This window comes from Streptomyces sp. NPDC047869, from assembly GCF_040704065.1.
GTDB lineage: Bacteria > Actinomycetota > Actinomycetes > Streptomycetales > Streptomycetaceae > Streptomyces.
This window is the reverse complement of sequence record NZ_JBEYRK010000013.1, coordinates 155,808-171,583: the sequence shown is the minus strand read 5'-3', so window position 1 is coordinate 171,583 and position 15,776 is coordinate 155,808. Positions and strand designations below refer to the sequence as shown.

Genomic DNA, 15,776 nt, shown 5'->3' with positions numbered 1-15,776 from the left:
TGGCTCAGGGGTTTCCGGCCATCACGCGGACGGCGGCACCAGCGTAAGCAGAGAGTGACGCCGTGGCCTCTGGATCGAGGGTCGGGAGGCGTCAATCTTGCGTTAAGACTGGCCGGGTGGGAGCGGGCGAAGCATCAAGAAGCGGAGGCCGGAGGCCGATGGAGGGCATGGGACGGTAGGGGGAGGGATGACCGCAGGCCAGTGGGCGGCGGCCACCGAGCGTCATCTCGTACGACCCCTCCATGCTGCTCCCGCGCAAGAGGATCCGCAGCCGCAGTGAGGTGTCACCGGCCTCACAAGTCCCTGGTGTCCATGCGCCGGTGCCACGCGTTGCGCCGGTGGACGGCCACCAGGTCCGACTCGAGCGGCGACGGGGGCACCGCCAGCACCGGGCAGCAGGCGTGGGTGAGGCAGTGCCGGCAGACGCGGCCCGAGAAGGCCCGTTGCAGGCCCCGCCGGCCGGCGCCCACGACCAGCAGGTCGCTCTCGCGGTCGGCGGTCGCCACCAGCGCCCTGCCGGGGGTGCCGCGCACGATGACCGCGCGCATCGGCACCCCCGGCCCCTCCTCGCCGAAGACCTCGCCGAGCACCGAGGCCAGCCGCTGCTTGGCCAGCCGCTGCCACTCCTCGACCAGCAGGGCGGCGGCGGGGGAGCGCCGCGCGGTGGCGTCGCCCCCGGGCGGCTCCCAGGCGAGCACCGGCCATAGCTCGGCTCGCAGCCTCCGGGCCAGCGCGGTCGCCCGGCGCAGGGCCGTGACGCTGCCCAGGGAACCGCTCACGCCGACCACCACACGGGCCGCCGCCGAGGTGTCGTAACCGGACATGACTCCACCGTTCCTCACGGATCGCCGCGGGCTCCGGCGCCGGCCGGGTCCGCGTGCAGGGCCTCCCTTCCATCCCACTCCCTGGTGCGTGACGAGACCAGCGGTACGGGCCCTCCGGGCGGCGCCGTCTCAGTAAAATTCGCCGCCAGGTTCGAAACTTTCGACACGAACTCCCGTAACCCTGTGAGGCGTGCATGCGGACGTACGACAACCCGGTCATCCCCGGTTTCCACCCGGACCCGAGCGTCTGCCGGGTGGGTGACGACTTCTACCTGGTGTGCTCGAGCTTCGAGTACTTCCCCGGCATACCGCTGTTCCACAGCCGGGACCTGGTCCACTGGCGTCAGGTCGGCAACGTGCTGGACCGGCCGGGGCAGTTGGCGCTGCCCGACGACGTGCCCGCCTCCGGCGGTGTCTACGCGCCGACCATCCGGCACCACAACGGGCTCTTCCACGTCATCACGACCGCCGTCGGCGCCGGGGGCACCTTCCTCGTCACCGCCGAACGCCCCGAGGGACCCTGGTCGGACCCGGTGTGGATCGACCTGCCCGGCATCGACCCCGACCTGGCCTGGGACGAGGACGGCCGGTGCTGGTGCGCCATGGCCGGCGTGACGGTCGCGCGGATCGACCCCCGCACCGGCGAAGTGCTGGAGGGGCCGCTGCCGATGTGGTCCGGCACCGACCTCAGGGACCCCGAGGCGCCGCACCTGTACCGGGTCGGCGACTGGTGGTACCTGCTGATCTCCGAGGGCGGCACCGCGCTCGGCCACGGTGTCTCGGCCGCCCGCGCCCGCTCGCCGCGCGGCCCCTGGGAACCGGCGCCCGGCAACCCGTTGCTGTCCCATCGCGGCACCGGGCTGCCGGTTCAGTGCACCGGTCACGGCGACCTGGTCCGGGCCGCCGACGGCAGTTGGTGGATGGTGCTGCTGGGCACCCGGCCGCGTGGCCACTTCCCGGAGTTCCATGTACTCGGCCGCGAGACCTTCCTCGTGCCCGTGGAGTGGGTGGACGGCTGGCCCCGGCTCGGACCGGTGCGGGAGCGGCACCCGGCGCCGCCCGCCCGGACGCCCGTCCGGCCGCTCCCGGCGCGGGACGACTTCACCGGCACGGCGCTGGCGCCGCACTGGATCTCGCCGCGCCGTCGGCCGGACGGCTGCTGGTCGCTGACCGAGCGGCCGGGCTGGCTGACGCTCGCGGCCACCGCAGGCAGCGCCGATCTGCCCGGGCGCATCTTCGTCGGCCGCCGTCAGCAGCACCACGACTGCCGGGCCGCGGCCCTGCTGGACGCCGGGCCGTCGGCGCGGGCCGGGCTGTCCGTCCGCCTGGACGAGGCCCATCACTACGACCTGGAGGTGGCCGGGGGAGTGGCGTCCGTGATCGTGCGGATCGGCCCGGTGCGGCGGCGCGTCACCGAGCACCCGGTGCCGGCGGGCCCGGTCACCCTGGCCGTGGACATCCGGGCGACCCGGAACGCACGGCCCCTGAGCGGCCCCGACACCATCGCCTTCTCCGTCGAAACTTCCGAAGGGCTCGTTCGGCCGACCGGACTCGACGGACGCTACCTGTCCACCGAAGTGGCCGGCGGGTTCACCGGCCGTGTCCTCGGCATGTACGTCACCGAGGGGCGGGCTGCCTTCGACTGGTTCTCCTACGAGCCCGTCAGCTAGTGCGCAACACCTTGACGCTCTTCACGTGCCTTTCTAGAGTCGCGGATCGGAACGTTCGGGAATTTGACCGAATGTTTCGGTCCACCGGAGTGTGCCGAACGAGGTGAGCGCCTGTGGTGGTCCCTGCTTTTCCGCGTCTGGAACCTCTCCGAAGCAATTCCGAAAGTTTCGAAGGAGCGCATGATGGGCGACCCCGCACTGTCCCGCCGCGGCTTCCTGGCGGCCTCCGTAGCCGCCGGCCTCGGGGTGACCGCACTCAGCGGCTGCGGCGGCGACTCGGACGGAGGGTCGTCCTCGGGGACGACCACGATCGAGTGGTGGAACATATCGACCACCGAGCCGACCAAGACCGTCTGGGCCGGCCTCGCCAAGAAGTTCGAGGCCCAGAACCCCAAGGTCAAGGTGAAGATCGTCCAGCTCGAGAACGACGCCTACAAGTCGAAGATGACCGCGCTGACCGCCTCGGGGAAGCTGCCGGACATCTTCCACACCTGGGGCGGCGGCGTGCTCCAGCAGCAGGTCGACGCCGGTCTGGTCGAGGACCTCACCGACACCACCAAGGCCTGGGCCGACGGACTGCTGCCGGTGGCCAGGCAGCCGTACCTGCTGGACGACAAGGCGTACGGCATCCCGTTCGACATCGGCATGATCGGGTTCTGGTACAACAAGGCGCTCTTCAAGAAGGCCGGCATCAGCACACCCCCCACCACCTGGAGCGGTTTCCTCGACGCCGTACGGAAGCTGAAGTCCGCCGGCGTCACCCCGATCGCCCTCGCGGGCAAGGAGAAGTGGCCCGGGATGTACTACTGGGCGTACCTCTCGATGCGGACCGCCGGTGCCGGGGCACTCCAGAAGGCCGGCGACAGCAAGGACTTCACCGGCGCCGACTTCGTCGAGGCGGGCCGGCACCTGAAGGAACTGGTGTCCCTCCAGCCGTTCCAGAAGGGCTTCCTCGGAGCCGCCTACTCCACCCCGAACGGCCAGGCGGCCACCGTCGGCAACGGCAAGGCCGCGATGGAGCTCATGGGCCAGTGGGCCCCGGTCGTGGAGGCGGACGCGGGCAAGGGGCTCGGCGCGCATCTCGGATTCTTCCCGTTCCCCGAGGTCGAGGGCGGCAAGGGGAAGATCACCGAGGTGTTCGGCGGAGGCGGCGGGCACGCGCTGCGCAAGGGCGCCCCGCAGGCCGCCGTGGACTTCCTGAAGTTCTTCGCGAGCGAGACCACCGACCGCGAACTGGTCAAGAAGACCGGGGTGCTGCCGGTCGTACCGGCCGCCGAAAGCGTGCTCACCGACGCCAACCTCAAGGCCGTGCAGACCCAGTTGAAGGCCACCACCGGTTTCCAGCTCTACCTCGACCAGGCCTACGCGCCCGCCGTCGGGCAGGAGGTCAACGACAGCGTCGCCGCGCTCATCGCCGGGTCCAAGTCGCCCGAGCAGGTCGCCCAGTCCATCACCAAGACGGCCAAGGAAGAGCAGTAGCCGCCGATGACCTCCACCTACCTCCCCGACCGGCGCCGCGGCCCGGCCGCCGACCGCCCGCCCCCGGCCGCGAGCGCGGTCCGCGGGCGGGCGCGACGGCGCACGCTGAACTGGCTCACCGCGGTCGGCTTCCAGCTCCCCGCACTGGTGCTGTTCATCGGACTGGTGCTGCTGCCGATGCTGTTCGCGCTGTACGCCGCCTTCTTCCGCTGGGGCGGGTTCGGCATGCCCTCCGACTACACGGGCGCGGACAACTTCAGCCGCCTCTTCCAGGACCCCGTCTTCCTGGGCGACCTGTGGCGCTGCCTGGTCCTGGTCGTGCTCTCGCTCGCCCTGCAACTGCCGTTCGCCCTCGCCATGGCGGTGCTGCTCAACCAGCGGCTGCGTGGCCGGGCGGTGTACCGGATGCTGTTCTTGGCGCCGTACGTCCTGTCCGAGGCCATCACCGGCGTGCTGTTCAGCATGATCTTCGCCCCCGACGACGGACTCGCCGACCATGTCCTCGGCGCCATCGGCCTCGACGGGCTGGGCGGTGAGTGGTTCGCCGATCCCTCCTATGTCATGGCCACGCTCTTCCTCGTCATGACCTGGAAGTACTTCGGCTTCCACATGATGCTGTACCTGGCCGGACTCCAGTCGGTCCCGGCCGAGTTGAACGAGGCGGCGCTGATCGACGGCGCCGGACCCTGGCAGCGCTTCCGCAACGTCACCCTGCCGCTGCTCGCGCCCACCCTGCGCATCAGCGTCTTCCTGTCCGTCATCGGGTCGATCCAGCTCTTCGACCTGGTGTGGGTGGTCACCCAGGGCGGCCCCGACCACCACTCCGAGACGATGGCCGTGACCATGTTCCAGTACGGCTTCAAGCGCTACCAGGTCGGCTACGCCAGCGCGATCAGCGTGGTCATGTTCGGCATCTGCCTCGTCTTCGCCCTCGCCTACCAGCGGTTCGTGCTCCGCCGCGACCTCCAGGGGGCCACCACGACGATGAGGGGAGCCGGCACGTGACACGCCGGACCGTACGCACGCTTCCGCTGCATGTGATCCTCGTCGTGGTCGGCGCGGTGATGGTCGTACCCCTGCTGTACGCGATCCTCTCGGGCTTCAAGTCCACCGACGAGCTGTCCCGCAACCCGTTCGGGCTGCCCGACCGGTGGCTGACCGGCAACTACACCGGCATCCTGCGCTCCGGCGACTTCTGGCGGCTCCTCGGCAACAGCACGCTGATCGCCGTGGCGACGACCGTGCTGGTGGTCGCGGTGTCCGCGCTCGCGGCCTTCTCCTTCGCCCGGTTCGCCTTCCGGGGGCGGGAGTTGCTGTTCACCCTCTTCACACTCGGGCTGATGTTCCCCTTCGCGGTCGCCGCCCTGCCGCTGTTCCTGCTGCTGCGCTCCCTCGGCCTGCTGGACAACCCGCTCGGCGTGATCCTCCCGCAGGCGGCCTTCGGACTGCCGATGACGATCATCATCCTGCGCGGCTTCTTCCGGCAGATACCCGGCGAGCTGGAGGAGGCGGCCACGCTGGACGGCTGCAGCGCCTTCGGGTTCTTCTGGCGGGTGCTGCTGCCCATGGCCCGGCCCGCGCTCGGCACCGTCTCGGTCCTCGCGGTGGTCACGAGCTGGAACAACTTCTTCCTCCCGCTGCTGGTGTTCACCGACAGCACCTGGTGGACGCTGCCCATCGGCGTCCAGCAGTTCCAGGGCCAGTACTCGGCGGAGTACGCCCGTGTCTTCGCGTACCTCGTGCTCGCCATGGTCCCCGCCCTCGCGTTCTACTCGGTCGCCGAACGCCAGCTCGTCGGCGGTCTGACCGCGGGCGCCACCAAGGGCTGAGCCGTGTCCCCCTCCACAGACAGGAGTCGCACCATGCCCAAGACGCGCCTCGGACTCGCCTGTGCCCTCGCGGCTGTGCTGGTGACCGCCGGGCTCGCCACCGGACCCGCCGCCCAGGCCCACGACCGGCAGCCCACCCTCGCCGGCCTCGCCGAGCGGCACGGGCGCTACTTCGGCAGCGCCACCGACAACCCCGAACTCACCGACAGCGCCTACACGAAGATCCTCGGCAGCGAGTTCGACATGATCACCCCGGGCAACGGGATGAAGTGGTACGCCACCGAGCCGCGGCAGGGTGTCTTCGACTGGACCGACGGCGACCGGATCGTGAACCTGGCACGCCGGCACCACCAGCGGGTCCGCGCCCACACCCTCGTCTGGCACAGCCAGCTTCCCGACTGGCTGACCTCGAAGGAGTGGACGGCCGGCGACCTGCGCGCCGTACTCAGGAAGCACATCACCACGGAGGTGCGGCACTACCGGGGCAAGGTCTACTCCTGGGACGTCGTCAACGAGGCGTTCAACGAGGACGGCAGCTACCGCGAGACCATCTGGTACAAGACCCTCGGCCCCGGCTACATCGCCGACGCGCTGCGCTGGGCCCACGAGGCCGACCCGCACGCCCGGCTCTACCTCAACGACTACAACATCGAGGCCGTCGGCCCCAAGAGCGACGCCTATCACCGGCTGGCCGCCGACCTGAAGGCGCGGGGCGTGCCGCTCGACGGCGTCGGCCTGCAGGCGCATCTCGCCCTGCAGTACGGCTATCCCGCCACCCTGGAGGACAACCTCCGCCGCTTCTCGCGCCTCGGCCTCGACACCGCCCTCACCGAGGTCGACGTACGTATGCAACTGCCCGCGACCGAGGGGAAACTGGCCGAGCAGGCCGCCTGGTACCGGGACCTGACCGAGGCGTGCCTGGCCGTGCGCCGCTGTGTGGGCGTGACGATCTGGGACTACACCGACAAGTACTCCTGGATCCCGGCCTTCTTCCCCGGTGAGGGCGCGGCCCTGCCCTGGGACGAGGAGCTGAACCCCAAGCCCGCCTACTCCGCGCTGCTGGAAGCGCTGCGGCAACGGGCGGTCACCTGACGTAGCCGGCCCCGGACACGGGTCGGGGCCGGTGCGCACCGTATGTGTGCGGCCGGCCCCTCAGGTCGCCGGGCGGCGCGGCGGAACCGCCCGGAACGCTCGCCTAGGCGGCGGTCATCACCTGGTCCGCACCGAGCGGGCGGTGCGGGGCGATGACGCGGCCGTCGGGCAGAAGCTCACCGGTGTCCTCGAAGAGCAGGACGCCGTTGCACAGCAGACTCCAACCCTGCTCCGGGTGGTGCGCCACGAGGCGGGCGGACTCCCGGTCGGCGGACTCGGCTTGCGGACACGGTGGCTGGTGCTGGCACATGGATGGGATCTCTCGCTCTGTCGTGGTCATGTCCGTCCCCCCGTGGTGAATAGGTCGGTCGGAACCCAGTGTTGCCCTCCGGGCGTCAATCCGCAGGGATTTCACGGCACCGCTTCTCACAGGTTCATGACGCGTCACCCGTGCGGACGGTTCATTCCAACTGCACTGTCAGTTCGGGTGGTTCTGGGGGGCCGGATAGGGCTAGTCCGGACGGCAGAGATCCTTTTCCGGCTCGTAGGAGCGGTTTATTGCTCGTACGAGCGAGCGGCTTCCGGAAAAACAGTCGTACCCCGCTTCCCTTCCGGGGAACGGGGTACGCGCGCGTCGTTCAGGCAGGGATGGAACCGAGCAGCGGTACGGGAGTCGCCCGATGGGTCAGCACCGGAAGCAACTCGGCGACGCGGTGCGGCCGGTGGGCCGGGATACCGGGTGGCGCCGGGGCCAGGGGTACGAGCAGGTCGGTGGCGGCCGGATGCCCCTCGGCGGCGTCGGCGGCGACGTCGCCGTGCAGCCACAGGGTGAGCATGTACAGGCCGGGCACGGACAGCAGACGCGGCTGGTACGGCTGCGTCAGCGCCTCGGCCTGCTGCAGGGCGCGCTCGGTGGAGGCGATCCAGGGGCCCTCGAAGAAGTGCGAGAAGGCCCAGCCGTCCGGGGTCAGCTTGGTGTCGGCGGCGGCCACCGCGCGATCGCCGCAGCGGATCACGAAGCGCCAGCCGGCCGGCCTCGTCGCGGACATGCCCTGGGCGGTGATCCGGTCCAACACGTGCACCGGGAGCGGGAGTTCGGGCGTCGTGGGTCCCTGAGCGGCGCGCAGGGAGGGAGTTCGGGCCTCGCGGACCGCGGTGGGGGAACCGAGGGCTGTGAGGACGGAACGGAGTGCGGGCGCGGGTGCGGCGGGCGCGTGCAGGGGCATGGTGGGTCGCCTCTCGTTCGACAGGCGCGGCGGCGCGAGGAGGGTAGGGCGGACGGCGCTGTCAGCTCACGGGTGGCCTGAGAGGTGGGGCCCGGTTCGATGAACGAGGGTGCGGCTGTGGCCTGCCGCTGAATCGACGGCAGGAACACGACAGAAACCGGGACCGCGGGCACCAACCTTAGGCCTTGTTCGCGAAGTTTATACGACGCGTGTTCAGACGATGTTTCGTCTACCGCATTCCGGCCGACCCGGCAAGGCGTCATTCAGCCGCTGATTCGCATGCATACCTCCCGCTTTTCGCTCCCGGGAGGCCTCGCTGACCTCGCTCTACGCCGTCATCGCGGTCGGCCGATTGTCGTCGGCGTTTTTCACGAGGCGATCGGGGCACACGAACGTGCGTGATGCGGCATGCCCCGTGAATGTGCCGCCGGGAACATTGCGACAGAGTAGCGGGCGCCGGTCCCGCGCGGGACGTTATCGATCGCTTCCGCTGGGCATCATCCAGACCCGGGACCCCGGCGGCCGGTCTGCGGCCCGCCCATCCGAGGAGGGAAACCCAGATGGGGGAGAAGGTCGTGGCAGGGCAGTTCGACCTGTCCGATCGCCAGCGCTACCGCGAAAAGCTCCAGAAGTGCCTGACAGGACTCGAGCGGCTGCTGGACGAGAAGCGGTTCGACCGCGCCAAGAACCTCATGGGCGTCGAGATCGAATTGAATCTCGCCGGCCGCGACGGCATGCCGAAAATGTTGAACGGGCAGGTACTGGAGCGCATCGCGAGCCGCGATTTCCAAACGGAACTCGCGATGTTCAACCTCGAGGTGAACATCGCCCCGCACCGGCTGGGCGGCCGGGTTTTCGACCGGCTCGCCGAGGAACTGCGGACGTCGCTGGCGTACGCCGACCGAAAGGCCGGCGAGGTGGACGCCGGCATCGTGATGATCGGCATTCTGCCCACGCTCGACCGCGACGACCTCGTCTCCTCGAACCTCTCCGAGGTGGACCGCTACAGGCTGCTCAACGACCAGATCGTGGCGGCGCGCGGTGAGGACTTCCGGCTCGACATCGATGGCGTGGAGCACCTGAGCTGCACCTCGAAGTCCATCGCCCCCGAGGCGGCCTGCACCTCCGTGCAGCTCCACCTCCAGGTCACCCCGGCCCGCTTCGCCGATGTGTGGAACGCCGCCCAGGTGGCGTCCGCGGCACAGATCGCGGTCGGTGCCAACTCGCCGTTCCTGTTCGGGCGCGAGCTGTGGCGCGAGTCCAGGCCGCCGCTGTTCCTGCAGGCCACCGACACCCGCCCGCCGGAACTTCAGGCGCAGGGCGTACGGCCGCGCACCTGGTTCGGCGAGCGGTGGATCTCCTCCGCCCACGACCTGTTCGAGGAGAACCTGCGCTACTTCCCGGCGCTGCTGCCGATCTGCGACGACGAGGACCCGCTGGAGGTCCTCGACGCCGGGGGCATACCGAAGCTCGCGGAACTGGTGCTGCACAACGGCACGGTGTACCGCTGGAACCGGCCCGTCTACGACATCGCGGACGGCGTGCCGCACCTGCGGGTGGAGAACCGGGTGCTGCCGGCCGGGCCGACCATCACCGACGTGATCGCCAACGCGGCCTTCTACTACGGCCTGGTGCGGGCCCTCGCCGAGGAGTCGCGCCCGGTGTGGACCCGGCTGCCGTTCGAGGCGGCCGAGGCCAACTTCGACGCGGCCTGCCGGGAGGGTATCGACGCCCGCTTCGTCTGGCCGCGCCGGGGCCGCTACGGCGGTACGGGCGAGGTCGACGCCGTCACCCTGGTCCGGGACGAACTGCTGCCGCTCGCCTCCGCCGGGCTCGACGCGTGGGGTGTGGAGGCCGCTGACCGCGACCTCTACCTGGGCGTCATCGAGGAGCGCTGCCGGCGCCGGGTGAACGGGGCGGCCTGGCAGTCGGCCACCTTCCACCGGGCCCTGGAGCAGGGCCTCGGCCGCGGGGCCGCGCTGGCCGCGACGACGCGCCGCTACGCCGAGCTGATGCACGCGGGCGAGCCGGTGCACACCTGGCCGGTGGGGCTTCCGGAGCCGGTGCTGCTCGGCTGAGGAGAGGGCGCGGCCGTCCGCTCCCGCGTCGAGACGGGCCCGGGTAAGCGCTCCACGAGGCGATCCGGCATGCTGTGAGCTCGCACGGCCGGAGCGACGACAGGAGTGCACGTGGAGGCGGACCCGGCGGCCGAGGGCCCTTCGCGGGGGCGGTTCCCGCGACGGATCTTCCGGGACGAGACACTGCTCGTGCTGGCGCTCTCGCTCGGTGCGAGCGGGGTGTCCGCGCTGATCAGCTTCGTCGGGTCGGTCACGAAACCGGGCGGGCTCAAGGACCAGGCGGCCACCCTCAACGCGTCGGCCGCACCGGGGCGTCCCTGGCTCGACCTGGCCTGGCAGCTCTTCGGCATCGCCTCCGCGCTGGTGCCCGTGGCCCTGGTCGCCCACCTGCTGATGCGCGAGGGCGAGAGCCTGCGCACGCTGGGCTTCGACCGCAGCCGCCCCTGGCCCGACCTCGGCCGGGGCGCCGGCGTCGCCGCGGTGATCGGCAGCACCGGGATCGCCTTCTATCTGGCCGCCCGCGGCCTCGGCTTCAACCTCACCGTGGTGCCCGAGGCCCTGCCCGAGGTGTGGTGGAAGTTCCCCGTGCTCATCCTGTCCGCGGTGCAGAACGCGATCCTCGAGGAGGTCATCGTCGTCGGCTATCTGCTGCGCAGGCTGGGGCAGCTCGGCTGGACGGCGGGGACCGCGCTGGTGGCCAGCGCCGTCCTGCGCGGCTCGTACCACCTCTACCAGGGCATCGGCGGCTTCATCGGCAACATGGTGATGGGTGTGGTCTTCGTCTGGCTCTACCGCCGCTGGGGCCGGGTCGGACCGCTGGTGGTCGCCCACTCCCTGCTCGACATCGGCGCCTTCGTCGGATACGCCCTGCTCGCGGGCAAGGTGGACTGGCTGCCGACGGCCTGAGGGTGCCTGACCGGCCCGGGCCGCTCAGGCGAGCAGTTCACCCTCGATGACGGTGACCGCGCGGCCGGTCAGCAGGGTGCGGTCGCCCCGCAGACCGGTGCGCACCAGGCCGGAGCGACGGGAGGCCTGCAGCCCCGTGAGATCGTCCCTGCCGAGGCGGGCGGACCAGTGCGGGGCCAGCGCGGTGTGGGCGCTGCCGGTGACCGGGTCCTCGTCGATGCCGACGTTCGGGAAGAAGCAGCGCGAGACGAAGTCGTGGCCGAGGGACGGGTCGTCGGCGCGGGCGGTGGCGATGACGCCCCGCGTGGAGTGCGCCATCAGGGCCTTGTGGTCGGGGGCGAGGCCGAGCACCGTCCGCTCGTCGGCCAGCTCCACCAGCAGGTCGCCCACGTGGGGCCCGGTGTCGTAGGCGGCGAGCGGGTCGGCGCCCAGCGCCTTGCCGACGCCGTCCGGGATCTCCACCGCGGTGAGCGGGGCGGTCGGGAAGTCCATGGTGATCCAGCCGTCCGGGCCCGGCGTGGCGACGAGGACACCGCTGCGGGTGGCGAACCGGACCGGCCCCTCGTGGGCACCGGTGGTGTGCAGGACGTGCGCGGTGGCGAGCGTGGCGTGTCCGCACATCGCGACCTCTGCGACGGGCGTGAACCAGCGCAGCGCCCAGTCCGCCTCGCCGCCCGCGGGCAGCCGGTGCGCGAACGCCGTCTCGGCGTGGTTCACCTCCATGGCGACGTTCTGGAGCCAGTCGTCGTCCGGGAAGACGTCGTCCAGGAGCAGGACGCCGGCCGGGTTGCCGGCGAAGGGGCGGTCGGTGAAGGCGTCGACGATTCGGATGCGCATGGCGCGGACGCTAGGGCCGTGGCAGGCCCGGTCACCAAGGCCAATCCGCGAGTCCTGGACCGATTTCGGCCGGGCGGCGCGGGCGGAGGGCCCGCCGGACGCCACTTTTCGGACGGGTGCGGGAGGGTCTTGTCGTCCGATCGGTTCCGATATATCGTTGAGGCATCGCGTAAGAACGGATGCGAACGTGACAGATCAACCATGGAATGGAGTGATCACGATGCGCAGCCACGGATTCGAGCGTGGACATCGTCAGGACGGCCCGGGCCGGCACGGCCGGGGCGGGTTCGGCGGGTTCGAGGGGCGGCGGGCCGCCTTCGGGCCCTTCGGCCCGGGTGGCCCCGGCTGGGGACCCGGCGGGCCCGGCTTCGGACCGGGACCGTGGGGGCCGCGAGGGCGCGGCGGACCGAGGGGGCGGGCGCGGCGCGGTGATGTGCGCGCCTCGATCCTGGCCCTGCTCAAGGAACGGCCCATGCACGGCTACGAGATGATCCAGGAGATCGCCGAGCGCAGCGGCGGCGCCTGGAAGCCCAGTCCCGGCTCGGTCTACCCCACCCTCCAGCTGCTGGAGGACGAGGGGCTGATCGTCAGTGAGAGCGAGGGCGGCAAGAAGCTGTTCGCCCTGACCGACAGCGGCCGCACGGCCGCCGAGGACGGCCCGGAGGCTCCCTGGGAAGAGGCCTCGCGCGGGGTCGACTGGGCGGCCCTCGGTGAGGTCCGGCAGGCCGGCATGGGGCTGATGCAGGCCTTCGGGCAGGTGTGGAACACCGGGACCAAGGAGCAGCGCGAGAAGGCGCTGGCCGTCGTCACCGACGCCCGGAAGAAGCTCTACCTCATCCTCGCCGACGAGGACTGAGTCACGTACGGCACCGGGGCGCCCCGCGGAACCTCCGCGGCTTCGACGGCCTGATCTCCTCCCTGACGGCCTGATCTCCTCCCTGAGGATGAGATCCCGGCGGGGGATGTCCACTCCGTGCGGGACGCGAAGATGGTTCCCCTCGCGGATGACCGGGCCGCCCGGGACTGATGAGGTGGCGGTGTGCATCCCCGTACAGCCCGCTGGAGCATCCCCGAGCAGGGAGTCCCGCACACGGACGACGATGCCGGGCTCGGTGCCGAGCTGGCGGCGGTGGTCGCGGGTGCCCGCCGTCGGGCGGTGCGCGACGGGGACCGTCAGATCGACACCGCCCATCTGCTGCACTCGCTCCTGGAGCACGACCCCGAGGTCCGGGCCGCCGTCGGCGGGGCCCCGCGGCTCGCCCGGCTGCTCGGCTACCTCGTGCAGCGCAGCATCGGCTACGGGCTGCGCTGGCAGAACGCCGTGGAGGGCTCCGGCGCGCTCGCCGTCGTGCCCGGTCCCGCCCCCCGGGGCGGTGAGCGGGCGGGCGGCGGCGCGCACCGCGACACCGGTCACTGGTCGCCCGTCGCGGCCGTCGCCGTCGAGGAGGCCCGACGGCGCGCACGGCGGCGCGGAGCGGCCCGGACCGGCGGCACCGACCTGCTCGCCGGGCTCGTCGGGGACCCGCGGTCCCGGGCGGTCGAGGTCCTCGAGCGTGCCGGCGTCCGGACCCGCGAACTGAGCGCCCGGCTCGACGGCCGGGTGGCGGACGCCGGGCCGTGACACCGTCCACCCCCTGAGACAGGTGTCAACGGGGGTGACGCTCATGTCAACGCCTGTCATCATGTGCCGGTGCCTATATCTGCAAGCAGCCGGGGCAGCCACGGCAAGGGCGTCGGGCTGGGTCTCGCGCTCCTGTCCGCGCTGGCCTTCGGCGGGTCCGGAGTCGCGGCGAAGCCGCTGATCGAGGCGGGGCTCGACCCGCTCCACGTGGTGTGGCTACGGGTGGCGGGCGCCGCCGTGGTCATGCTGCCGCTCGCCGTGCGGCACCGCACGCTGCCGCTCCGCCGCCCCGCGCTGCTCGCCGGGTTCGGGCTGCTGGCCGTGGCCGGCGTCCAGGCCTGCTACTTCGCCGCGCTCTCCCGCATCCCGGTCGGCGTGGCGCTGCTCGTCGAGTACCTGGCCCCCGCCCTCGTGCTCGGCTGGGTCCGGTTTGTGCAGCGGCGGCCGGTGACCCGCGCCGCCGCACTCGGTGTGGTCCTCGCGGCCGGCGGTCTCGCCTGCGTGGTCGAGGTGTGGTCCGGGCTGAGCTTCGACGCGTTCGGCCTGCTGCTCGCTCTCGGCGCCGCCTGCTGCCAGGTCGGCTACTTTGTCCTGTCCGACCAGGGCAGCGAGGCGGGCGGCCAGGCGCCGGACCCGCTCGGCGTCATCGCCTACGGCCTGCTCGTCGGCGCCCTCGTGCTGACCGCCGTGGCCCGCCCGTGGACGATGGACTGGTCGGTGCTGACCGGCTCCGCGCGGATGGACGGCACCACCGTCCCGGCCGTCGCCCTGCTGGCCTGGATCGTCCTCGTCGCCACGGTCGTCGCGTACATCACCGGCGTGCTGTCCGTGCGCCGGCTGTCCCCGCAGGTCGCGGGGGTCGTCGCGTGCCTCGAAGCGGTCATCGCGACCGTGCTGGCCTGGGTGCTGCTCGGCGAGCACCTGTCCGCGCCGCAGATCATCGGCGGAGCGGTGGTCCTCCTCGGCGCGTACATCGCCCAGTCCTCCGCGCCCGCCAAGGGCGCGGGGGAGCCGGTGGCCGCGGGCGGCGGCGCGGAACGGGAGTTGTCGGCACGCGGCACGGCTGCCTAGAGTGCTGGTCATGATGTCCGACGCGCTCGTCCTTTCGCCGCCCGCCGCCTGAGGCGGGCCTCCGGGATGAACGCCCGGCGCGCAGCGCCGGGCGGGACGGTGCTGCCCGCAGACGAAGTCCGCGCGCCCCGCTGAGCCGGGCCGCCTTCCGAACTTCCGCACTCCGGTGCGCTTCTGCGGAGAGAATTCTCGTGTCGAACCCTGTCTCGGGCCTGCCCGTCGGGCGTGGCCTGCTCTATCTGATCGTCACCGGTGCCACCTGGGGCACCGCGGGCGCCGTCGCCTCGCTGGTCTACCGGACCAGCGAGATGGGTGCCTTCACCCTCTCCTTCTGGCGCTGTGCCGTCGGACTCGTACTGCTGCTGGCCGGCCGGCTGCTGCGTGGCCGCACCCGGGCGGCCGCGCCGGAACCGCTGCGCCGCAGGGCCGCTAAGGCCGCCGCCACCGGCATCGGTCTTGCCGTGTTCCAGACCGCCTACTTCGCCGCCGTGGGGTCGACCGGGCTCGCCGTGGCCACGGTGGTCACCCTGGGCGCGGGCCCCGTGCTGATCGCGCTGGGCGCCCGGCTCACCCTGGGGGAGCGCCTCGGCGCGGGCGGCGCCCTCGCCGTCGCCGGAGCGCTCACCGGGCTGGCCGTGCTCACCCTCGGCGGCTCCGCCGCGACCGTCCGGCCGCTCGGTGTGCTGTACGCGCTGGCGTCGGCGGCGGGCTACAGCGGCATGACACTGCTGACCCGCCGCTGGGGGCGCGACGGCGCCGCCGACGCCTCCGGCACCACCATCGGCGCCTTCGCCGTCACCACCCTGTGCCTGCTGCCGTTCGCCCTGGGCGAGGGGCTGTTCCCGCACACCGGACACCCGGTGCGGCTGCTCGTCCTGATCGCGTACATCGCGTCCGTGCCCACCGCCCTCGCCTACGCCCTGTACTTCGCGGGCGCCGCCGTCGTCCGGTCCGCCACCGTCTCCGTGATCATGCTGCTGGAGCCGGTGACGGCGGCCGTGCTCGCCGTGGCGCTGCTCGGCGAGCACCTCACGGCGGCCACCCTGGCCGGCACGCTGCTGATGCTCGGCGCCGTCGCGGGCCTGGCACTGGGCGAGGCCCGCCAGGCCGGTCGCCGCGAGCCCGTTCCCCTGACCTCCTAGC

General features: G+C 71.8%; 15 protein-coding genes. 11 read left to right on the top strand and 4 right to left on the bottom strand.

The features are described 5' to 3' along the window. Positions 1-293 precede the first annotated feature (293 nt). Entirely contained in the window at positions 294-824 is a 531-nt protein-coding gene (locus AB0924_RS19265; RefSeq protein ID WP_358929882.1) for a universal stress protein, read from the bottom strand. A gap of 194 nt (positions 825-1,018) precedes the next feature. On the opposite strand from AB0924_RS19265, the gene AB0924_RS19260 reads away from it, so the two are divergent. The 5 genes from AB0924_RS19260 to AB0924_RS19240 all read left to right on the top strand — a co-directional run bounded on the left by AB0924_RS19260 (position 1,019) and on the right by AB0924_RS19240 (position 6,894). Further along, complete coding sequence (locus AB0924_RS19260; RefSeq protein WP_366912002.1) at positions 1,019-2,494, top strand: glycoside hydrolase family 43 protein; 1,476 nt, start codon at positions 1,019-1,021, stop codon at positions 2,492-2,494. A 183-nt stretch (positions 2,495-2,677) separates the two neighbouring features. Beyond that, the gene (locus tag AB0924_RS19255) at positions 2,678-3,973 is read left to right on the top strand and encodes an extracellular solute-binding protein (RefSeq protein ID WP_366912001.1); all 1,296 of its coding nucleotides are present in this window, start codon (positions 2,678-2,680) and stop codon (positions 3,971-3,973) included. Positions 3,974-3,979: 6 nt separating this feature from the next. Further along, positions 3,980-4,978, top strand: a complete 999-nt coding sequence (locus tag AB0924_RS19250) for a sugar ABC transporter permease (protein WP_366912000.1) — start codon at positions 3,980-3,982, stop codon at positions 4,976-4,978. A 59-nt stretch (positions 4,979-5,037) separates the two neighbouring features. After that, positions 5,038-5,802 carry a carbohydrate ABC transporter permease gene (locus AB0924_RS19245; RefSeq protein WP_366912008.1) on the top strand — a complete coding sequence of 255 codons (765 nt, stop codon included), beginning with the start codon at positions 5,038-5,040 and terminating at the stop codon, positions 5,800-5,802. A gap of 33 nt (positions 5,803-5,835) precedes the next feature. Beyond that, a complete protein-coding gene (locus AB0924_RS19240; protein ID WP_358929890.1) occupies positions 5,836-6,894 on the top strand; it encodes an endo-1,4-beta-xylanase in 1,059 nt (352 codons plus the stop codon). A 103-nt stretch (positions 6,895-6,997) separates the two neighbouring features. Here the strand turns inward: AB0924_RS19240 and AB0924_RS19235 are convergent, their stop codons facing one another. Next, a complete protein-coding gene (locus AB0924_RS19235; RefSeq protein ID WP_094214367.1) occupies positions 6,998-7,204 on the bottom strand; it encodes a DUF5999 family protein in 207 nt (68 codons plus the stop codon). 328 nt (positions 7,205-7,532) lie between these two features. Then, positions 7,533-8,120, bottom strand: a complete 588-nt coding sequence (locus AB0924_RS19230) for a hypothetical protein (RefSeq protein ID WP_358929892.1) — start codon at positions 8,118-8,120, stop codon at positions 7,533-7,535. A 560-nt stretch (positions 8,121-8,680) separates the two neighbouring features. Between AB0924_RS19230 and AB0924_RS19225 the strand changes: the two genes are divergently transcribed. Both AB0924_RS19225 and AB0924_RS19220 read left to right on the top strand, forming a co-directional pair. Continuing rightward, complete coding sequence (locus AB0924_RS19225; protein ID WP_358929894.1) at positions 8,681-10,198, top strand: glutamate--cysteine ligase; 1,518 nt, start codon at positions 8,681-8,683, stop codon at positions 10,196-10,198. 111 nt (positions 10,199-10,309) lie between these two features. After that, the gene (locus AB0924_RS19220; RefSeq protein ID WP_358929896.1) at positions 10,310-11,104 is read left to right on the top strand and encodes a type II CAAX endopeptidase family protein; all 795 of its coding nucleotides are present in this window, start codon (positions 10,310-10,312) and stop codon (positions 11,102-11,104) included. 24 nt (positions 11,105-11,128) lie between these two features. Here the strand turns inward: AB0924_RS19220 and AB0924_RS19215 are convergent, their stop codons facing one another. Further along, positions 11,129-11,941: a PhzF family phenazine biosynthesis protein gene (locus AB0924_RS19215; RefSeq protein ID WP_358929899.1), complete on the bottom strand. Its 813-nt coding sequence runs from the start codon at positions 11,939-11,941 to the stop codon at positions 11,129-11,131. A gap of 220 nt (positions 11,942-12,161) precedes the next feature. Here AB0924_RS19215 and AB0924_RS19210 point away from each other — a divergent pair, with 220 nt between their 5' ends. From AB0924_RS19210 to AB0924_RS19195, 4 genes are all read left to right on the top strand, one after another. Further along, positions 12,162-12,797: a PadR family transcriptional regulator gene (locus AB0924_RS19210; RefSeq protein ID WP_366911998.1), complete on the top strand. Its 636-nt coding sequence runs from the start codon at positions 12,162-12,164 to the stop codon at positions 12,795-12,797. 183 nt (positions 12,798-12,980) lie between these two features. Beyond that, a complete protein-coding gene (locus tag AB0924_RS19205; protein WP_358929903.1) occupies positions 12,981-13,562 on the top strand; it encodes a Clp protease N-terminal domain-containing protein in 582 nt (193 codons plus the stop codon). 63 nt (positions 13,563-13,625) lie between these two features. Beyond that, positions 13,626-14,633 carry an EamA family transporter gene (locus AB0924_RS19200; RefSeq protein ID WP_358929905.1) on the top strand — a complete coding sequence of 336 codons (1,008 nt, stop codon included), beginning with the start codon at positions 13,626-13,628 and terminating at the stop codon, positions 14,631-14,633. Between the two features lie 191 nt (positions 14,634-14,824). Next, the gene (locus tag AB0924_RS19195; RefSeq protein ID WP_358929907.1) at positions 14,825-15,775 is read left to right on the top strand and encodes an EamA family transporter; all 951 of its coding nucleotides are present in this window, start codon (positions 14,825-14,827) and stop codon (positions 15,773-15,775) included. The last annotated feature ends 1 nt before the right edge of the window (position 15,776 follow it).